General features: G+C 63.6%; 17 protein-coding genes. 9 read left to right on the top strand and 8 right to left on the bottom strand.

Going from position 1 to position 19077, the window contains the following annotated elements; all coding sequences use genetic code 11:
* Positions 1-19: 19 nt before the first annotated feature.
* Positions 20-715 (bottom strand): hemolysin III family protein, encoded by a 696-nt coding sequence (locus FFI89_RS28650; RefSeq protein WP_138830875.1) that lies wholly within the window; start codon positions 713-715, stop codon positions 20-22.
* 275 nt (positions 716-990) lie between these two features.
* Between FFI89_RS28650 and FFI89_RS28655 the strand changes: the two genes are divergently transcribed.
* Together FFI89_RS28655 and FFI89_RS28660 are read left to right on the top strand one after the other, a co-directional pair.
* Positions 991-2454 carry a YcjX family protein gene (locus FFI89_RS28655; RefSeq protein WP_138830876.1) on the top strand — a complete coding sequence of 488 codons (1464 nt, stop codon included), beginning with the start codon at positions 991-993 and terminating at the stop codon, positions 2452-2454.
* Positions 2451-3482 carry a YcjF family protein gene (locus tag FFI89_RS28660; protein WP_138830877.1) on the top strand — a complete coding sequence of 344 codons (1032 nt, stop codon included), beginning with the start codon at positions 2451-2453 and terminating at the stop codon, positions 3480-3482. The genes FFI89_RS28655 and FFI89_RS28660 overlap by 4 nt, the downstream gene beginning before the upstream one ends.
* Before the next feature lie 71 nt (positions 3483-3553).
* Here the strand turns inward: FFI89_RS28660 and FFI89_RS28665 are convergent, their stop codons facing one another.
* The 4 genes from FFI89_RS28665 to FFI89_RS28680 all read right to left on the bottom strand — a co-directional run bounded on the left by FFI89_RS28665 (position 3554) and on the right by FFI89_RS28680 (position 6576).
* Complete coding sequence (locus FFI89_RS28665; RefSeq protein WP_138830878.1) at positions 3554-3811, bottom strand: DUF1127 domain-containing protein; 258 nt, start codon at positions 3809-3811, stop codon at positions 3554-3556.
* Positions 3812-3935: 124 nt separating this feature from the next.
* Complete coding sequence (locus FFI89_RS28670; RefSeq protein ID WP_138830879.1) at positions 3936-4400, bottom strand: chromate resistance protein ChrB domain-containing protein; 465 nt, start codon at positions 4398-4400, stop codon at positions 3936-3938.
* 36 nt (positions 4401-4436) lie between these two features.
* Entirely contained in the window at positions 4437-5441 is a 1005-nt protein-coding gene (locus FFI89_RS28675) for a YncE family protein (protein WP_138830880.1), read from the bottom strand.
* Positions 5442-5685: 244 nt separating this feature from the next.
* Entirely contained in the window at positions 5686-6576 is an 891-nt protein-coding gene (locus FFI89_RS28680) for a DUF1259 domain-containing protein (RefSeq protein WP_138830881.1), read from the bottom strand.
* 551 nt (positions 6577-7127) lie between these two features.
* On the opposite strand from FFI89_RS28680, the gene FFI89_RS28685 reads away from it, so the two are divergent.
* On the top strand, positions 7128-7523 hold the full coding sequence (locus FFI89_RS28685) for a nuclear transport factor 2 family protein (protein ID WP_138830882.1): 396 nt from the start codon (positions 7128-7130) through the stop codon (positions 7521-7523).
* Positions 7524-8180: 657 nt separating this feature from the next.
* Here the strand turns inward: FFI89_RS28685 and FFI89_RS28690 are convergent.
* Entirely contained in the window at positions 8181-9746 is a 1566-nt protein-coding gene (locus tag FFI89_RS28690) for a glycosyltransferase family 39 protein (protein WP_138835799.1), read from the bottom strand.
* 340 nt (positions 9747-10086) lie between these two features.
* Here FFI89_RS28690 and FFI89_RS28695 point away from each other — a divergent pair, with 340 nt between their 5' ends.
* The 5 genes from FFI89_RS28695 (at position 10087) to FFI89_RS28715 (ending at position 14524) form a co-directional block, all read left to right on the top strand.
* The gene (locus tag FFI89_RS28695) at positions 10087-11793 is read left to right on the top strand and encodes an adenylate/guanylate cyclase domain-containing protein (RefSeq protein WP_246669285.1); all 1707 of its coding nucleotides are present in this window, start codon (positions 10087-10089) and stop codon (positions 11791-11793) included.
* A 226-nt stretch (positions 11794-12019) separates the two neighbouring features.
* Positions 12020-12280, top strand: coding sequence for a hypothetical protein (locus FFI89_RS28700; RefSeq protein WP_138830883.1), 261 nt, complete (start codon positions 12020-12022; stop codon positions 12278-12280).
* A 201-nt stretch (positions 12281-12481) separates the two neighbouring features.
* The gene (locus FFI89_RS28705) at positions 12482-13681 is read left to right on the top strand and encodes a molybdopterin-dependent oxidoreductase (protein WP_168213084.1); all 1200 of its coding nucleotides are present in this window, start codon (positions 12482-12484) and stop codon (positions 13679-13681) included.
* An 11-nt stretch (positions 13682-13692) separates the two neighbouring features.
* On the top strand, positions 13693-14004 hold the full coding sequence (locus tag FFI89_RS28710) for a cytochrome c (protein WP_168213085.1): 312 nt from the start codon (positions 13693-13695) through the stop codon (positions 14002-14004).
* 319 nt (positions 14005-14323) lie between these two features.
* Positions 14324-14524, top strand: a complete 201-nt coding sequence (locus FFI89_RS28715; protein ID WP_027539571.1) for a cold-shock protein — start codon at positions 14324-14326, stop codon at positions 14522-14524.
* 204 nt (positions 14525-14728) lie between these two features.
* Here FFI89_RS28715 and FFI89_RS28720 read toward each other — a convergent pair whose 3' ends face one another.
* Positions 14729-15388 (bottom strand): hypothetical protein, encoded by a 660-nt coding sequence (locus FFI89_RS28720; RefSeq protein ID WP_371721938.1) that lies wholly within the window; start codon positions 15386-15388, stop codon positions 14729-14731.
* 95 nt (positions 15389-15483) lie between these two features.
* Positions 15484-15948 carry an Lrp/AsnC ligand binding domain-containing protein gene (locus FFI89_RS28725; protein ID WP_138830886.1) on the bottom strand — a complete coding sequence of 155 codons (465 nt, stop codon included), beginning with the start codon at positions 15946-15948 and terminating at the stop codon, positions 15484-15486.
* 109 nt (positions 15949-16057) lie between these two features.
* On the opposite strand from FFI89_RS28725, the gene putA reads away from it, so the two are divergent.
* A complete protein-coding gene (putA, locus tag FFI89_RS28730) occupies positions 16058-19069 on the top strand; it encodes a bifunctional proline dehydrogenase/L-glutamate gamma-semialdehyde dehydrogenase PutA (RefSeq protein WP_138830887.1) in 3012 nt (1003 codons plus the stop codon).
* Positions 19070-19077 lie beyond the last annotated feature (8 nt).

Consider the following 19077-nt stretch of genomic DNA (forward strand, 5'->3'; position numbering starts at 1 on the left):
AAAATAAAAGTCTTCGTTCCTACGTCAGGACCAGATCGAGGATAGCCGTATAATGGCACGCCGCGCCAAGCAAGACGAAGCCATGCCAGATCGCGTTCTGGAAGCGCAGCCGCTGCCAGGCGTGGAAGATCACGCCCAGACTATACAGCACGCCGCCTGCGACGACGAACCCCAGCGCGAGATTCGGCAGCGCCTTCACGACCTGATCGTACAGCATCACGCCGCTCCAGCCCAAAGCGAGATAGAGGCCGACGGCGGTGCGATCGTATCGTCCCGGCCGCGCCAGTTTCAGCACGATGCCGATGATGGCGACGCACCACACCCCGATCAGCAGTACGATGGCGAAGGTGCTGTCCTTCAATTCCATGATCAGCGGCGTATAGGTCGCGGCGATCAACAGATAGATCGCGGAATGATCGAACCGCCGCAACACCCATTTGGCTGATGATACCGGCCAGAGATTGTAGGTCGCCGACATCGCCAGCATCGCCAGCAGGCCGGCGGCATAGACCGACACCGCGGCAACGTCGATCGCGCTGGCATAAACGGCCGCCAGCACGATCAGCGCGGTGGCCGCCACCAGGCCGAGACAGACGCCGACGATGTGCACGACGCCGTCGGCGATCAGCTCAGTGCGGTCGTAGTTCCAGTGCATGGCGCCGGCCGCCGCGTGGATCGAAGTCGATGCGATTTGCTTCAGTCTGAAGATCGTCATGACGGCCTTCCGAAAGGGGTCTGGGAGCCATAAGACATAAACCCATAAGACTCGGGTCCGGCGAGGTCAACGAACGGTTCAAGCGCTGGAATACCGCCGTCATCATCCGCGAAAGCGGATGATCCAGTATTCCACCGCTGTGGCCTTTTCGTGCTCCGGCGATTACTGGATACCCCGCCTTCGCGGGGTATGACGAGCGCTTGATTTCGGCCCGCCAATCGCCACTTTTCGGGGGTTCGCGCCCCTCCTCTCCCACATCGAGCTTTCCCGCCCGCATGGCCCCGAGTTTTTCAGACATCGTCGAGGAAGCGCGCCTGTCGGCGCGGGCGCTATTGGATTACGGCGAGGGCTTCTTCAATCCCACCGTGCGGCTCGGCGTCACCGGGCTGTCGCGCGCCGGCAAGACCGTGTTCATCACGGCGCTGATCCACGGCCTGACCCGCGGCGGCCGGTTTCCGGTGTTCGAGCCCTATGCGTCGGGGCGGATCGCCCGCGCCCGGCTCGAGCCGCAGCCGGACGATGCGGTGCCGCGCTTCGATTACGAGAACCATCTCCGCTCCCTGATCGAGCAGCGGCGCTGGCCGAGCTCCACCGTCGACATTTCGGAACTGCGGCTGGTGATCGACTATCAGCGGCAAAATGGCGCGGACCGGACGCTGACCATCGACATCGTCGACTATCCCGGCGAATGGCTGCTCGACCTGCCGCTGCTCGCCAAAAGCTACGAGCAGTGGTCGGCCGAAAGCCTCGCATTGTCGAGGGAAGGCCCGCGCCTCAAACTCGCCGCGCCCTGGCATGAGCATCTGGCGACGTTGAGCGCCGAAGGCCGCGAGGACGAACAGGCCGCGCTGACGGCCGCAAAGCTTTTCACCGACTACCTGCGCGCCTGCCGCGACGAGCGCTTCGCCATGAGCCTGTTGCCGCCCGGACGTTTCCTGATGCCGGGCAACATGGCGGGCACGCCGGCGCTGACCTTTGCGCCGCTCGACGTCGCCGCCGACGGAACGGCTCCCGACGGTTCGCTGTGGGCGATGATGAAGCGGCGTTATGAAGCCTACAAGGACGTCGTGGTGCGGCCGTTCTTTCGCGATCACTTCGCCCGGCTCGATCGCCAGATCGTGCTGGTCGACGCGCTCGCCGCCTTCAACGCCGGGCCGGAGGCGCTGCACGATCTCGAAGCCGCCCTCGCAGGCATTCTGGATTGCTTCCGGATCGGACGCGGCACGCTGCTCAGCAATCTGTTCCGGCCGCGGATCGACCGCATTCTGTTTGCCGCCACCAAGGCCGATCATCTGCACCACCAGAGCCATGACCGGCTGGAAGCGGTGTTGCGGCGTGCGGTCGCCAAGGCCGCCGGCCGCGCCGAAGTTGCCGGTGCCGCGATCGACGTCGTCGCGCTGTCAGCGGTGCGCGCCACCCGCGAGGCGGTCGTCACCCGCGGTCGCGACAAGCTGCCGTCCATCCTCGGCACGCCCGCGCCGGGCGAGGTCGCCAATGGCGAGACTTTTGACGGCGAAACCGAAGTGGCGACCTTTCCGGGCGACCTGCCCGACAATCCCGAGCAACTGTTCAACGGCGGGTTTCGCGGCCTCTCCAGCACGCCCTTCGACAAGGCCGATTTCCGTTTCCTGCGCTTCCGGCCGCCACGGGTCGCACAGGAGGGCGCGGAAGAGCCTGCACTGCCTCACATCCGCCTTGACCGCGCCCTTCAGTTCCTGATCGGAGACCGACTGCAATGAGCGAGAAAACGCCGCATCGGCGGCCGGCAACGTTCAAGCTCGACGATCCCGGCGTGGTCGTGATGGATTCTGACGAGACCGGCCGCCCTGCCCGCGGCACGGTGCGCATCACGCCGGAGAGCGATCCGTCGCTGCTGCCGGTGCTGGTCGATGCGCCGCTGGTGCCGGTGCGTCGCGGCTTTCGCTGGGGCACGCTGTTCTTTGCTGCCGTCGGCGGACTGGTGCTGCTCGGCACCGGGCTCGGCATCGTCAATCTGGTCGAGGATCTGTTTGCGCGCAGCGAAAGCCTCGGCTTCCTGGGCATCGCATTCGCCGCCGCCGCCACCCTGGCGCTGACGGTGGTGATCGCGCGCGAGGCGTTCGCCCTGGCGCGGTTGGCCACCATCGAAAAACTGCATCTGCGCGCTGCGGAAGTTTTGCGCAGCGACGACCGCGCCGCGAGCCGGGCCGTCGTGGCCGACCTGGTCAAGCTCGCTCACCAGAACCCGCAACTGGCGCGGGCCCGCGCCGCGCTGGCCGGCCATGCCGACGATATCATCGACGGCGCCGACATGATCAAGCTGGCCGAGCGCGAATTGATGACGCCGCTCGATCAGGAAGCGCGGCGACTGGTCTCGACGGCGGCACAGCGGGTCTCTGTCGTCACCGCCGTGAGCCCGCGCGCGCTGATCGACGTACTGTTCGTATTGGTGGCGTCGTTGCGGATGATCCGGCAACTGGCGCTGCTCTATGGCGGGCGGCCGGGCACGCTCGGCATGATCCGCCTGATGCGCCATGTCATCGGACATCTCGCCATCACCGGCGGCATGGCCGCCAGCGACAGCCTGATCCAGCAGATGCTCGGCCACGGCATCGCGGCCAAGCTCTCGCAGCGCCTCGGCGAAGGCGTACTCAACGGCCTGCTGACGGCGCGGCTTGGCCTCGCCGCCATCGACGTCACCCGCCCGCTGCCGTTCACCGCGCTGCCGCGCCCGGCGCTGGCAGACCTCGCCAAGGACCTGTTGCGCAAGCGGGACGACGAGGCGTGAGGTAATCCTGGCGGATGATCGTTTCGCCCGGACCAATCTCTACAAACGACCCCAGAGCGAGCATCGGACCGTCATCGGCTGTCGCACCACGCGTCCATGTACAAGGGAGACCTTCGCACTTCTTCAACATCCGTCTTCGATACGCCAATGTCGGCGAGCAGCCGATCATCAAATTCGAGAAGTTGCCTGTACTGGTCCCGTCGTTCCAACCACAGTGCTATTCCGGCCAGCCACCCAGCCGGGGTTCTCCAGGACCATCCAAGCGCCGGAAAAGAGACTGAAGCTGCGAGAGTATTGGTTGGATTGTTGATCGTGCTGCCGCAAGCCATGTTTCATCTCCTTCATGGAGCGAAACAACCCTTGGCTGCGGGAGCTCATCGGGCGGTTGTCGATGGCCCGAGCTATTTCTGTATCACAATTGCCTTTGGTGCTCAAGCGACGGCAAGCGAAGCATCAACTCATGAAGTCACCATGTGGCTTGCCGCGCCTGACCATCTCGCCGCAATACGCATAGAGCGCGTCATAGACGATCCACGCCGCCGCATTATGCGCGTGGTCGTCCTTGAAGCCGAGATGCCGAAAGCCTTCGGCGACCGCCTCCAGGCCGGGTCCCTCCGGTTGATGGTACAACGTGTTATCGGTATCGGCGCCATTGACGATCCGCCCGAGCAACATCAGCGCGGGATCGCCGGTCAACTTGTACTTTTTCAGGATTGCTTCGAACGAGCACTCCTTGCCGTGATGACCAAGCTCGACATCCTTGACGTCATAGGGAATGGCATCGAGGCGCTTCGCCTCCGCCATGACTTTCTCTCCAGGAACGAAAAAGAACTCGGCGTCCTCATCGACGAACTTCTTGATGAGCCATGGACATGCAACGCGGTCGACCTTGACCTTTTCTCGGGTGATCCATTTCATTCTGGTTCTCCTGCTCGGCTGTTGGCGCGGCGGACGTCAGACGTCCGAGAGGACGAGGACGCCGCCATGCGCGGGTGAAATCACGTAGAGCTGGTCCGGCGCCACCAGCGCCGTTGTATGCGCGCCTGCCCCGGTCACGGTTCGCGTGCCGTGGCCATTCCGCGGATCGATGGATTCGACAAGCCCGGGCTCTCCGATGGCGACATGAACCAGGCCGGTTGCCGGATTGAAGAACGTGACGTCGGGCGGACCTCCGATCGGCCACACGTTGGTGACTTCGCCCGTTGCGCTGTTCATCTCGACCAGGGTTCTGTCGTCACAGGCAACATAAAGCCTGCTTCTGGTATGATCGATGTCGAGACCGTGAGCGCCCGATGACGGGATTTTCCAATGCGTCACCACGCCAAGGTCCGGTAGCTGTGCCACCAGCACCATCGAGGGCTCGCGGATGCAGAGAAATATACGCCCGGCATCGGCGTCGGTGACGCACCAGCGAGGGCGCCCCGGGAGGTCGATCGATACGTGTTTGTGGTCGTGCAATCCGAAAAGCTGCAATGTCGGCGCTTCGGTGTCATTACCGATACAGGCTGCGATCGCCAGTCCGGATCGGGCTACGATCACGGCGCCGTTCGGTCGCGCGCCGGTCTTGAACACGGCACCGGTTTCCAGCGTGACGGCATCAAGCAAGGCGACGCTGGCGTTGCCGCGGTTGGTTGCCAGAATCTGTCCGTCGTCGGCGACGGCCCCGGCCACGCCCGGAAATCCCGGCAGCGTTGCCAGGTGGCGGCCAGCGTCGTGGTCGATTACCTCGATACAATCGCGTGCCGTGTGTGCAATGAAGACACGCCGGCTCTTCGCATCGAAGGCGGCGTGATCGAACTCGCTGCCTGCGGCGCCTGGTATGGCGATGGTTCCGACTATTTTCAGCGGCATGATGACCTCATAGCGCCGCGTGCGCTGAGGGTTGCGCTGATCACAATCTGGTAAGGAAGCAATAGAAAATCGGCCCTGGCATCGTCCACGCGCAATCTCCTCGAACATCGAGAGCTGCGCAGAGCTTGGACGGAGACCGTCTAACGGGGAGTCTGCATTTTCCCCGTGGTGTCAAACTAGTCTGGCGCGAGCGCTCTCGCAAGTGCCGGATCGGCGACCGCAAGACTCCAATGCCGGCACAATCACCGACGGGCCGGCCAACAGGCGCAATACCCGTACAGCCTTGCGCAACGTCTCGTCATCGACTCTTTCGCGGTCTTCAAGCGCGTCGCTTGATTGAACTCCTCCAACTCTAGCTCTTCGTGCTGGCGGTCTTGTCGAGTGCCGCGCGCAGGCCCCGGGCAAGTTTCAACGCATCATCATGGGCCCAGAAATGAAGGAAGAACAGCCGAGGCTGTTCGTCCAGCATGTGGCTGTGAACGGCGGTCACGTCGATGCCGTTTGATCGCAATGCCCTGATGACCGGGTTCACCTCGTCGCCGGACAAAACGAAATCCCCGGTGATCGCCGCCTTGCCGCCGCCGGTGGGCTGAAAACCGATGGCGATCGCCACGCCCATCGGCCCGACCGGACTCATCTGCATGCCATTTTCCGTGACCGGATCACGGCGCGGCACGGCAAATTGATAGACACCGCCGTTCGCCTGCCCTTTGACGCCGATGATCTGATCGAGCTGTGCGGTGTCGAGGTCGACGGCCGGCGGAGGCGCCGACGCGGCCGGTGTCGCGAGCGGAGTCTTGCTCGCCGTCAGGGCATCGCGAATAACGCTAGCCATTTTGGCCGGATCGCCGTGGCCTCCGACATGCATGTAGAACGTCGCGGGGCTGGCGCGAAGCAGGTGATTGTGGACGGCGGTGATCTCAAGCCCGCCTTCGATCAACTTGAGCATGACCGGATTGATTTCAGTTTCCAGCAGCACGAGGTCGCCCATCACCATGGCCTCTCCGTGCATCGGCTTGAACGCGACCCAGCCGCCGAGCGCCAGCGCCGGCTTGATGGTGACGCCGTCGAGTGTCACGGTCAGGTCGGTGCGGGGAAAACCGTAGCGGTGCACGTCGCCCGATACCGCGGGGTTCCTCCCGAATGCGTCATCGACTTTCTGCCAGTCGATTTCCTGAGCGTTGGCGGTTGTCGCGAACAAGGCGGCAAGGATCGTGGCCACATGCCAAGGTTTGAAACTCATGAGCTGTCCTCCGGGTTTGGGGTGGCGTCGGACTGCGCAATATCTGGTGGCAGAATGCCGGCCTCGAATCCCATTGCACGTAACGCAACGGCAAAGCCTTCGCTGACCTGCTGTGCACTTCCGGAATAAGTGACCGACGAGCTCTCGTGAACACAATCGGTCGGCGCCGTGTCAACGGCGATCGGTCCACAAAGCGCGCTTGTCAAGATTGGGAGCTGTCGGCCATCCATGCGCAATCCTCTCGACAAATCGAGCGTTGCGCAGATCTTGGACGGGAACCGTCTGACGGGGAGTCTGCATTTCCCCGAAGCTTTTTTAGTCAGAGTGCGGTGCACACGCAATAGGTGGATAAGGGTTCCGTTGCTGGTGTCACGAGGCTGTGTGCAGGGTCTCGAATAAGTTTAACATCAAACATGGCGGCGATCAGAGCCGCGCAATGACAATGTCCGCTATTGGGCATTGAGCGAACCTGGTGATCGCCCGGAGTGATATCTGCTCCCCGCGGATAACGGCCACGGCGCCACCGCGCCGGGCACAGGCAGGAGATCGAGATGGATGATCAAACCGTGCGGGCAGCGCTCCAGCGCCATTGGGACGCTTCCGATGCGAGCGATTTCGATGCCGAACACGAAATCTACCGCGAGGATGCCGTGCTTGATTATCCGCAATCGGGCGAGCGGATCCGCGGCCGGCACAATATTCAGGAGAGCCGACGCGTTCAGCCCAACACCAAGCGCTTTACGATCCGGCGAATGATCGGCAGCGGCGATCTCTGGGTTACTGAATTCGTGCTCAGCTATGATGGCGTACCCTCCTACACGGTAAGCATCATGGAATTCCGCGACGGACTGGTGGCGCACGAGACGCAGTATTTCGCCGATCGGTTCGACCCTGCGCCCTCGCGCGCAGGTCTTGTGGAGCGGACAAGTGGAATCACGTCGTCCTGAATGTGACGGCGATCTGCGACAAATTGGCACGACGGGCAAATCACCAAAACCTGTCCAGACCCTCGTGCAAAAATATTTCCGTTGCCCCGTCGGGCAAATCAGTCGTTCAACTTCGCCCGTCTACCGCGGCAAGAGGGGCGATCGCGATCGTCACGACCGTGCGGTGGGATGCGATGGACGCGAAGGCCGCGACTGACGAGCGTGGCAAAAGCGTACGGCGAAATCGTTTGGGTCCCACGCCCCGGTGCTGGCGTCAAGTCGGCGGGAGCGAAAGCTTCTCACGGCGATGGTGGCAAGAAAGCCGGTCACCAGGACGAAATCGTATAAGCCGTAAAGCCATTGCGCAGGGAAGGCCGGGTGTTCTCCGCTGAACCTGTATGCTCGTGTGCAGCATTTCTAATGCACAATCGCACGCGAGACCGCGGGTGCAGCGCGCATCCGGTCTTCCCCGCGCCCTCTATTTTTCGAGGGCAAGGTTTCCAGCAAAACCTCGGGCGCAACGCGCCGCGAGAATGTGAAGTCATGTTTATGTTCTGTCATTCCGGGGCGATGCGAAGCATCGAACCCGGAATCTCGAGATTCCGGGTTCGCTTCGCGCCCCGGAATGACGTCTCACTTGTGACGGCCTGAGAAAACCCCATGCACGACAGCTACGCCTTAAGACGCCACGCCCTCGCCCCCCACCGTCCCCGCCAGCACGCGCCAGTTGAACAGTGGCGAGTCCAGTGGCGGCGAGAGATCGGGGGTCCAGCCGGTGATTTTTTCCAACGCGTAGGTATCCATCACGATGCCGCGCCAGCTGCGTTCGACCCGTTCGAGCGGCTGCCGCTTCGCCGTCGTCAGATTCCACAGCGGCAACTGATTGTCCGGCTCGCGCCCGACATAGAGGCCGGTGTGATCCCTGATCCGATCCATGCCGGGATCGCGAAAATCCTGGAACCGGCCACGCTCGTTGATCTGGACGACGGGCACGCCGCTGCCGTTGAAATACCAGCGCAGCATCGCATAGGTGCGATAATCCGTGGTCGCGATCCAGGCAGCACCGGTCTTCTGCAACTGGTCGCGCGCGCGCTCCACGACCCGCTGATAGCCCGCCTCGCCGCCGACCGGATCGGACCGGCCGATGAAATTCCAGGGCGCCGCGACATAGTAGAGGAACACGGCGACGACGAAGGCGATGCCGGAAATGACGGCCACCCTCGCCCAGGCGAACGACGACTTCACCATCCAGTCCGGCCAGCCCTCGCGGGACAGCATGAAAAGGTTGATCACGGTGGCGGCAAAGCCGGCCGGCCACAGGAACATCGGCCAGGTATCGCCGACCCGCAGCGTCAGCGACTTCCAGAAGAAATACAGGAACGGCACCAGCACGGCGGTCGACAGCAGGATCGCGACCGGCTCGCGACGGCGGTAGCCGCGCCACGCCGTCAACGTCACCCCGGACAACACCACCGGCAGCAGCACGAACCCGACCAGGCCAAACTGCAGGCCGAAGAAGTCGCCGACGGTGCGGAACGACAACGCATGGGTCGCTACCGCGCGCACGAATTGGAAGCGGAACGACGCCCAGTCGTGCTGCGCGTTCCAGATCAGCACCGGCAGGAACACCACGACCGCGATCAGCGCCGCCAGCCACGGATACGGGCTGAGCAGCCAGCGCCGCCGCCAGTCCGGCACCAGCGCAAATGCCACTACCGCCGGCGCCAGCATCACGGCGGTGAATTTCGACAGCAGCGCCAGCCCGGCGAACAGGCCCGCGGCGAGCCACCAGCGCGCGTTACCGCTCTCATGGAGCCGAACCAGCGCCCACAGCATCGCGGTCGCAAACGGGATCATCGCCGTGTCCGGCGCCACCTTCGCCATCAGCAGGCCGTAGTAAAGCGCCGCCTCCGGCATCAGCACCGCGAACACGACGGCGCGAAAATCATGGGTCACGCGCCGGACGATATCGGCGAGCAGCAACTGCGTGACCAGCATCGCCACGATGCCACCAAACCGAACCCCGAGATTGGTATCGCCGAAAATGGCGGTGCCAAACCGGATCATCCAGGCGATGCCGGGAGGGTGATCGAGGAAGGAAAGCGCACTCTCCTTCGACCAGGTCCAGTAATAGGCCTCGTCGGTGCGCAGTTCCATGGCGCCGGCATAGACGATCCGCATCACGGTCAGGAGGGCGATCAGCCCCACCACGCCAAGCCATCTCGCACCAAGCCATGGCGGCATGGCAGGACGGGCCGGTCTCACGGGGCTGTTATCGGGTGGGGCAATCGTCACGGCGCTTTCTCCTCGACTCCCCGGGAGGTGTCAACGTGCCGTGTCCGAAAAAGCCCGCCGTCGTCCCTGCCTAGTGCGCAATTGCGCACGGGCGCAGGGACCCATAACCACCGGCCGTGGTAAGGAGAAACGACTTAAGCTACAGCCCCTCACGGATGGGCCGCGGAGTATGGGTCCCTGCTTTCGCAGGGACGACAACGACAATTGCGAGACCGTGATGGAATTACGCAGCGTTATCACCGATATCTAATCCATGGACCACATGCCAAAATTGAGCCGCCAACAGCTCATGACACTCATCCGCGGCACCAGCCTCCGGCAGGTCCGGCTTGCCAGCGGCGTGGTGCTGTTCGCCTATCTGGTCAGCCATTTTCTCAACCACGCGCTCGGCAATATCTCGATGAAGGCGCTGGCGACCGGCGTCTATTTCCATATGCTGTTCTGGCAATTCCTGCCGGTGGCGATCCTGTTCTACACTTCCTGTTTCGCGCACACCGCGCTCGGCATCTGGGCGCTCTACGAGCGCCGGCAGTTTCGCTGGAAGGCGATCGAGCCGATCCAGCTCGTGCTCGGCTTGAGCGTCCCGGCAATGGTGGTCGCGCATATTATCGGGGTACGGCTCGGCCACACGCTGTACGGCCAGGAAAAGCTCTACCCGCAGGTCTTCTTCGCGTACTGGATATCGACGCCCTACAAGGCCTGGCTGCTGAGCGCCGTCCTGATCGTCTCGTGGGTTCACGCCTGCATCGGCCTGCACTTCTGGCTGCGGATGAAGGCGTTCTACCAGAAGGCAGCGCCGTATCTGCTCGCCGTCGCCGTGCTGGTTCCGACGCTCTCGCTGCTCGGTCTCTATCAGGGCGGGCGCGACGTCATGAACAGCGACAGCCTCGAATGGCGGCAGGAAAATCTGTCGCAACGCGCGATGGGCACGCGACCCCAGGCGCAAGTGCTCGATCGCGTCACGGATTATTTCCTGATCGGCTATCTCGGCCTGATCGGGCTCGTGTTGCTGGGCAAGGGCGCCCGCGCCCTCTATGAACGCCGCGGCGGCATGATCAGCCTTTCCTACGGCAACGGCCGGACGGTGCGGGTGCCCAGGGGGTTGAGCGTGCTCGAGGCCAGCCTGCGCAACAACGTCCCGCATGCCAGCGTCTGCGGCGGCCGCGCCCGCTGCTCCACCTGCCGCATCCGTATCATCGGCGACTGTAGCGCACTGCCCGAACCGTCGCAGCGCGAGGCATTCGTGCTCGGGCGGGTCGGCACCACGGATCCATCGATCCGCCTCGCCTGCCAGTTGCGACCGAACGCCGACCTCTCGTTCTTCCAGCTGTTCCTGCCGCACACGATGTCGGCCAATGCGCAGGCGTCGAACCCGGCGCGGATCGGCCAGGAACGCTATCTCGTCAATATGTTCGTCGACATGCGCGGTTCAACCAAATTGGCGGAGAAGCGCCTGCCGTTCGACACCGTGTTCATCGTCAACCGCTTCCTCGGCGCGGTGTCGCAGGCGGTGATCGAGAGCGGCGGCAAGCCGAACCAGTTCATCGGCGACGGCATGCTGGCGCTGTTCGGGCTTTCCTCGAGCCGTCAGGAAGCCTGCCGCCAGGCCTTGAAAGCGGCAACCCTGATCGCCGCCAATGTCGACGAGCTGAACACGTTTCTCGCGCACGACCTGCGCGAGCCGATCCGCTTCGGCATCGGCATTCACGGCGGCGAGGTGATCGTCGGTGACATCGGCTACCGCGACCACATGGTGTTCACCGCGCTCGGTGACGCCGTCAACGTCGCGGCGCGGCTGCAGGACATGACCAAGGGCCTTGCCTGCGAGGCGGTTATCTCCGACGAGGTTCGCGTTACCGCGGGTGTCGCCGCCGATGCGCTGCCGCAGCAGCAGGTCGAGATCCGCGGTCGCAACGAGCCGATGATCGTGCGCACCGTGACCGAGGCGCGGACGCTGGCGGCGCTGGTTGAGGTCGAGCAAAGCGCCGCCGCGTAACATCGCTTCGCCACGCGTGGCGCGAAGCCAGCGTGATCTATCTCACACCTGAACGGATGTTCAGGAAATTGTCAGCGAATTCAATGCCGCTTCCTCGAACCCGGTTTCCGGCGCGTACGACAGATGGGCGATGGGCAAGACTGAAACTGAGCCCTGAAACTGAGCCCTGAAACTGAAACCCGCGCCGAGACGAAACGATCAACGCGCACATCGAAGGAGAACGACCATGCTTCGCAAAGTAGCTCTCGCACTTGTTGCCGCCGCTTCCCTCAGCGCCATGGCGCTGGCTCCCACTGCCGCTTCGGCGGGACCGTGGGGCGGCGGATGGGGTGGTGGCTGGGGCGGTGGTGGCTTCCATCATCACCACTGGGGCCACGGCTTCGGCATCGGCTTCATCGGTGGCGGCGACGACGGCTGCTACGTGACCCGCCCGGTGATGACGCCGTACGGCTACCGCTACCGCACCATCAACGTCTGCAGCTACTGACACAACGCCGTTCGCCCTATTCGGAAACCCCGGTCGCTCACATAAGCGGCCGGGGCTTTCCGTTGAACCTTGTTTGCAACACTAATGTGACATGCTCACTCCGAAAGCATCAATTGACTCCGCCTCCTCCGATGCGACAACTTCGCATCCGTGAGTCTGGTGATGACCGGCTCAAATAGAAGAAGCTTCGGAGGAAGCACGATGTTCGATCGACGAGAATTGCTGAGACGTGCCGGTATGGCGGCGCTGCTGACCGGCCTCGGTTCACAACGGGCATTCGCGCTCGATACCGTGACGCTGCCATTCGACAATGGCGAACGGCCGCTGGTGCGCTACCCGCAGAAGCGCCCGATGATCGGCCTGACGGAGCGGCCGCCGCAGCTCGAAACCCCGTTCGCGATCTTCAACGACGGCGCGATCACGCCCAACAACGCGTTCTTCGTCCGCTACCATCTGGCCGACGTGCCCTACGACATCGATCCGGACAAGTTCACGCTGGAGATCAAGGGCAAGGTCGATCGACCGCTCAAGCTCTCGTTAAGGGACATCAAGAAGCTGAAAGCTGTCGAACTGGTCGCGGTCAACCAGTGCTCCGGCAACAGCCGCGGCTTTTCCACGCCGCGGGTCCCCGGCGGGCAATTGGGCAATGGCGCCATGGGCAATGCGCGCTGGCGCGGCGTGCCGCTGAAAACCGTGCTCGATATGGCCGGCGTGCAGCAGGGCGCCAGGCAGGTCACCTTCAACGGCATGGACGGTCCGGTCAGCGACAAGACGCCCGATTTCGTCAAGGCGCTCGACATCGACCACGCCCGCGACGGCGAGGTGATGCTGGCCTATGGCATGAACGGCGACGACCTGCCGCTCCTGAACGGCTTTCCGCTGCGGCTCGTGGTGCCCGGCTACTACGGCACCTACTGGGTCAAGCATCTCAACGAAATCACCGTGATCGACAATGTGTTCGAGGGCTTCTGGATGAAATCCGCCTACCGGATTCCGGATACGCCCAACAACAGCGTCGAGCCGGGCACGGCGCCGAAGGCGACGATTCCGATCAACCGCTTCACGGTGCGCTCGTTCATCACCAACGTCGCCGACGGCGCCAAGCTGAAGCCGGGCTCGACCACGCTGAAGGGCATCGCCTTCGACGGCGGCAAGGGCATCAAGGAAGTCGCCGTCTCCACCGACGGCGGCAAGACCTGGACGCCGGCGAAGTTGGGTAAGGATCTCGGCAAATATTCGTTCCGCGAATGGAAACTGCCGGTCAAGCTCGCGGCCGGCGCCTACGAACTCAAGGTGCGCGCCACCAGCAATGGCGGCGACGTGCAGCCGATGACCGCGTTCTGGAATCCCGCCGGCTATCTGCGCAACGTCGTCGAAACCGTTCGCGTCACGGCGGCATGAGGGGAATGATCATGCGATACCGGATTCTCGTCACCCTCACCGTCACCGCAAGCCTCGGCTTCGCCGCCGCTTACGCAGCTCCGGTCGGCTACAAGCTTCCGGAGGAAACCTCAGCCTTCAAGCCCGGTGCGGGTCTCGAAGTGGTGCAGGGCAATTGCACCGCCTGTCACTCCGCCGATTACATCAAGACCCAGCCGCGCGGCGAAAAATTCAAGAAGGATTTCTGGGCCGCCGAAGTCACCAAGATGATCAAGGTCTACGGCGCGCCGATCGATGACGCGGATGTCGGCAAGATCGTCGATTACCTCGCCGCGAATTACTGAGGCGACGGGGCCCGGAGGGCACGGCGGTGACGGAAATCGCCGGCCCCAACGGCCCGGTTGTGGAGAGGCCACCACCCCGCCTCTCCCCCTGCGGGTAGAAGCGGATGGGCTCGCCTGCCGCGATTTCGCCGCGTCAAATGACCGCGAATCCGGCAAAAAGGCGGAAATGCGGTGCAATATGCCGCTTTTTTGCCGAAACGATGATGCCGTTTGCGCTACCCAGCCCGCCACAACCCGCGTATCCTGATGTCTCGGGCAGGCCGGTAAGTGCGGGGACCGGCAGCTCGTTTTATTTTTTGATTCCGCGGAGACGACGTGAATGGCTAAAGGTACGGTGAAGTGGTTCAACCCGACCAAGGGTTATGGGTTCATCCAGCCCAGCAATGGCGGCAAGGACGTTTTCGTTCATATTTCGGCAGTTGAGAAAGCTGGTCTTTCGACGCTCAATGAAGGGCAGACCGTCGAGTACGAAGAGATCGCCAACCGCGGCAAGACCTCGGCCGAGAACCTCAAGGTTTAGCGCAACAGCGCGTTCGGCAACGGCAAACTCTCGGACGCGATCCGGGAGTTGGGCTGACAAGGATCTCCAGAAAAAACTGTGAGCGTTCGGCGGAGCGGGCACCGCTTTGACGCGCACTCCGATAGGCCAATATGCCATTCCGTTCTGATCGCATCAGGACGGATTTTTTTTGGCCGGTCCGCGCCGAATCAACGCGAACCGCGCTCAATCTTCCGTCACCCATTTCTGCACCGTCATGACATCGGGCGGCTGCAGATAACCGCGCGGCCAGAGATCGACGACCCATTCGATCTTGGTGGCGCGATCGACCAGCACCGCGGTGTTGTGCGGCGTCTGCAGCACCAGCGTATTGCCGCGATAATGCGGATCGCCGACGGTGTGGAACTTGAGCAGGCGCCACTCCTGCAGCACCAGCAACAGGCTGGTGGTGTTGCGGGTGGTGTCCCAGCAATCGTAATTGTGCTTGTCGTCGAAATAGCGAAAATCCGCTTTCGCCACCCGCTTGTTGGTGCCGATGATCGGCCCCATGCGGCGGTCGAGCCAGACCACCGCCTTCTGCGCCGCGGCGCGTTCGGCCGCAGCCGACGCGTGCCCTGCATTCAATATCTGCGTCAGCGCCGCGCGATCGCCCGGAGTGAAATCGAGGATCTCGCGTCGCCGGCAAACGAAGCCGTAGCAGACCGTCATCGAATTGGCCGAGGGCGGATAGATCGACACCGTGCTGTAGAGCGCGGCGACTTCCCGGCTCATCTCGGTCGCTTCCGTCGACGGCGCGCCCAGCAGGCAAGCGAGGACAATCCCCGGCACGGTCGAAAACCTGGCCAGCGCATTTCCGAATCTCGGCGGATCGGCGTCTTGCATCATTCCAACAATCCCAAGCTGCGGCGTGGCCGAGAATTAGCGCGGCGGTTTCGCGCTGCCAATACGCGAGCCCGTCGCCTGTGGATCACGTCCCGGTATTAGCCGACCGGCAGCGGTGCGTCGCGCTTGACCTCTTCCATCACGGCGTAGGTCCGCGTCTCGCGCACGCCCGGCAGCGCCAGCAGGCTCTCGCCAAGGAACCGGCGATAGGCCGTCATGTCGGCGACCCGGGCTTTCACCAGGTAATCGAAGCCACCCGCCACCATGTGGCACTCCAGCACTTCGGGCGCCGCCTGCACCGCCTTGGCGAAGCGCTCGAAGATGTCGGGCGTGGTCTTGTCGAGCATCACCTCGACGAACACCAGCAACCCCAGGCCCAGCCGGTGCGGATTGAGCCGGGCGCCATAGCCCTCGACGAAGCCGTCGCGCTGCAGCCGCTTCAGCCGCTCGCCGATCGAGGTCGGCGACAGCCCGATCCGCTCCGCCAGCTCGACATTGGCAATACGGCCATCCCCTTGAAGAATTGAGAGGATTTTGCGGTCTATCTTATCAATTTCAGTCATTTATCAGGCCAATCTGAGTATCTGCAGTATTATCTAATGGTAAATCGTCAATTTGTCTATCGAACTACGGTTGATGCGGCAGTAGATTTGAGCGAGCTGGGAAAATCAGATGTCAAACGAGCAATCGCCTCCTCCACCCTTCAGCGCGCCCCACGCCCCCGATGACCGCACGATCGCCACCGGCCTGCTCCAGGCCGGGCGGCTGGATGCGGCCCAGGAACGGCGCATCGACGGCACCGCGACCCGGCTGATCGAGGCCATCAGGGCCAATGACGATCCGCTTGGCGGCGTCGAGGACATGCTGCGCGAGTTCGCGCTCTCGACCAAAGAGGGGCTGGCGCTGATGGTGCTCGCCGAGGCGCTGCTGCGGGTTCCCGACGCCTGCACCGCCGACCAGTTCATCGAGGACAAGCTCGGCCAGGGCGACTTCGTCCATCACGAGACCAAATCCAGCGCCTTCCTCGTCAATGCCTCGGCATGGGCGCTCGGGATGTCGGCCCGCGTGATCCAGCCCGGCGAGACCCCGCAGGGAACCATCGGCCGGCTGACCAAGCGGCTGGGTGCGCCGGCGGTGCGCGCCGCGACGCGCCAGGCGATGCGGCTGATGGGCAGCCATTTCGTGCTCGGCGAGACCATCGAGGCTGCGCTCGAGCGCGCGCAGCCGCATTCGTCGCAGCATCGGCGCTATTCCTTCGACATGCTTGGCGAAGGCGCGCGCACGGCCGAGGATGCGGCGCGCTATTTCAATTCCTACGCCAGCGCGATCGAGGCGATCGGCCGGACAGCCGGCGGCCGGTCGCTGCCCGACCGTCCCGGTATCTCCGTCAAACTTTCCGCGTTGCATCCGCGCTTCGAGGCCGTGAGCCGCGCGCGCGTGATGACCGAATTGGTCCCTCGCCTGATTGATCTCGCGCGGCAGGCCAGAGCGCATGAGCTGAATTTCACCGTCGATGCCGAGGAAGCCGACCGGCTGGAACTCTCGCTCGACGTGATCGAAGCTGCTTTCGGCGACACGTCGTTAGCGGGCTGGGATGGTTTCGGGCTGGCGATCCAGGCCTATCAGAAGCGCGCATCCGCCGTGATCGGCTATGTCGATGATCTCACAAGCCGCCTCAACCGGCGGATGATGGTGCGCCTCGTCAAGGGCGCCTATTGGGACACCGAGATCAAGCGCGCGCAGGAACGCGGCCTCGACGGCTATCCCGTGTTCACCCGCAAGGCGATGACGGATTTGAACTACATCGCCTGCGCGCGGCAATTGCTGGCGCTGCGGCCGCGACTATTTCCGCAATTCGCCACCCACAATGCGCTGACGGTTGCGACCATTCTTGAACTGGCGAGCGGCGAAGATGGATTCGAATTCCAGCGGCTGCATGGCATGGGCGAAGCGCTGTATGCGAAGCTTGCCGAAGATCGCCCCGGCATCGCCTGCCGGACTTATGCGCCGGTCGGCAGCCACCGCGATCTGCTCGCCTATCTGGTGCGGCGGCTGATCGAGAACGGCGCCAACTCGTCGTTTGTTGCGCTTGCCGCCGACGAGGCCGTGCCGGTGACGGCGCTGCTGCGGCGTCCGGCCGGCATCATCGGCAGTGCTGACAATGCCGGGCATCCCAACATTCCGCTGCCACGAGATATGTACCGGCCGCAGCGGGCAAACTCGCGCGGGCTTGAATTCGGCGAGCGCGCGACGCTCGACCGGCTCGTTGCGACCATCGCCGCGGAGCCGTTGCCCGAAGCTGGAAGCATCGCCGATGCGACACCGGCAGCGGCGAATGCGGCGATATCAGCCGCGCGCGACGGGTTCAAGACCTGGAGCCGGACGCCGGCCGGGAGGCGCGCGTCTGCGCTTGAAAAAGCCGCCGATCTGCTGGAACAGCGCGCCACGCATTTAATCGCACTGCTGCAGCACGAGGGCGGCAAGACACTCGACGACGCCCTGTCGGAAGTCCGCGAGGCCGTCGATTTCTGCCGCTACTATGCCGCGGAGGGCCGCGAACAATTTGGCGACGGCAAGGCAATGCCGGGCCCGACCGGGGAGAGCAACGTGCTCAGGTTGCGCGGCCGTGGCGTCTTCGTCGCAATATCGCCGTGGAATTTTCCGCTCGCAATTTTCCTGGGGCAAGTGGCAGCCGCGCTGATGGCCGGCAATGCCGTCGTGGCAAAACCGGCGGAACAGACGCCGCTGATTGCGGCGGAAGCCGTTCGGCTGTTGCATGAGGCCGGCGTGCCGGCGTCAGCACTGCATCTCGTGCAGGGCGACGGCCGGACCGGCGCCGCGCTGGTGGCACATGCCGACATCGCCGGCGTCGTCTTCACCGGATCGACCGAGGTCGCGCGCGCGATCAACCGCGTTTTGGCCGCCAAGGACGGACCGATCGTGCCGCTGATCGCGGAAACCGGCGGCATCAATGCGATGATCGTCGACGCCACCGCGCTGCCCGAGCAGGTCGCCGACGATGTCGTGACCTCTGCGTTTCGTTCGGCCGGCCAGCGCTGCTCGGCGCTGCGGCTGTTGTTCCTTCAGGACGACGTCGCCGACCGCATGATCGAAATGATCGCTGGCTCAGCGCGCGAGCTTGTCATCGGCGATCCCGCCGATCCCGCAACCCATATCGGACCGGTGATCGACGCCGAGGCCAAGCAACGCCTTGACGCCCATATCGCGCGGATGAAAAAGGACGCGAAGGTGCATTATGCGGGCACAGCCCCGGACGGCAATTACGTCGCCCCGCACATTTTCGAACTGTCCGATGCCAGCGAGTTGACCGAGGAAATATTCGGCCCGGTGCTGCACGTGGTGCGCTACCGCGCCGACCGGCTCGACCAGGTACTGCAATCGATCGAACGCTCTGGCTTCGGGCTAACGCTCGGCATCCATTCGCGGATCGACGATATGGTCGAAGCCGTGATCGATCGCCTTTCCGTCGGCAACATCTATGTCAACCGCAACATGATCGGTGCGGTGGTCGGCGTGCAGCCGTTCGGCGGCCATGGGCTGTCCGGCACCGGCCCCAAGGCCGGCGGCCCGCATTACCTGGCGCGCTTTGCGACCGAACAGACGGTGACGATCAACACGGCGGCGGCCGGTGGCAATGCGGCGTTGATGGCGGGCGGGGAGTAGGTGCGATT

It is taken from the genome of Bradyrhizobium sp. KBS0727 (assembly GCF_005937885.2).
GTDB lineage: Bacteria > Pseudomonadota > Alphaproteobacteria > Rhizobiales > Xanthobacteraceae > Bradyrhizobium.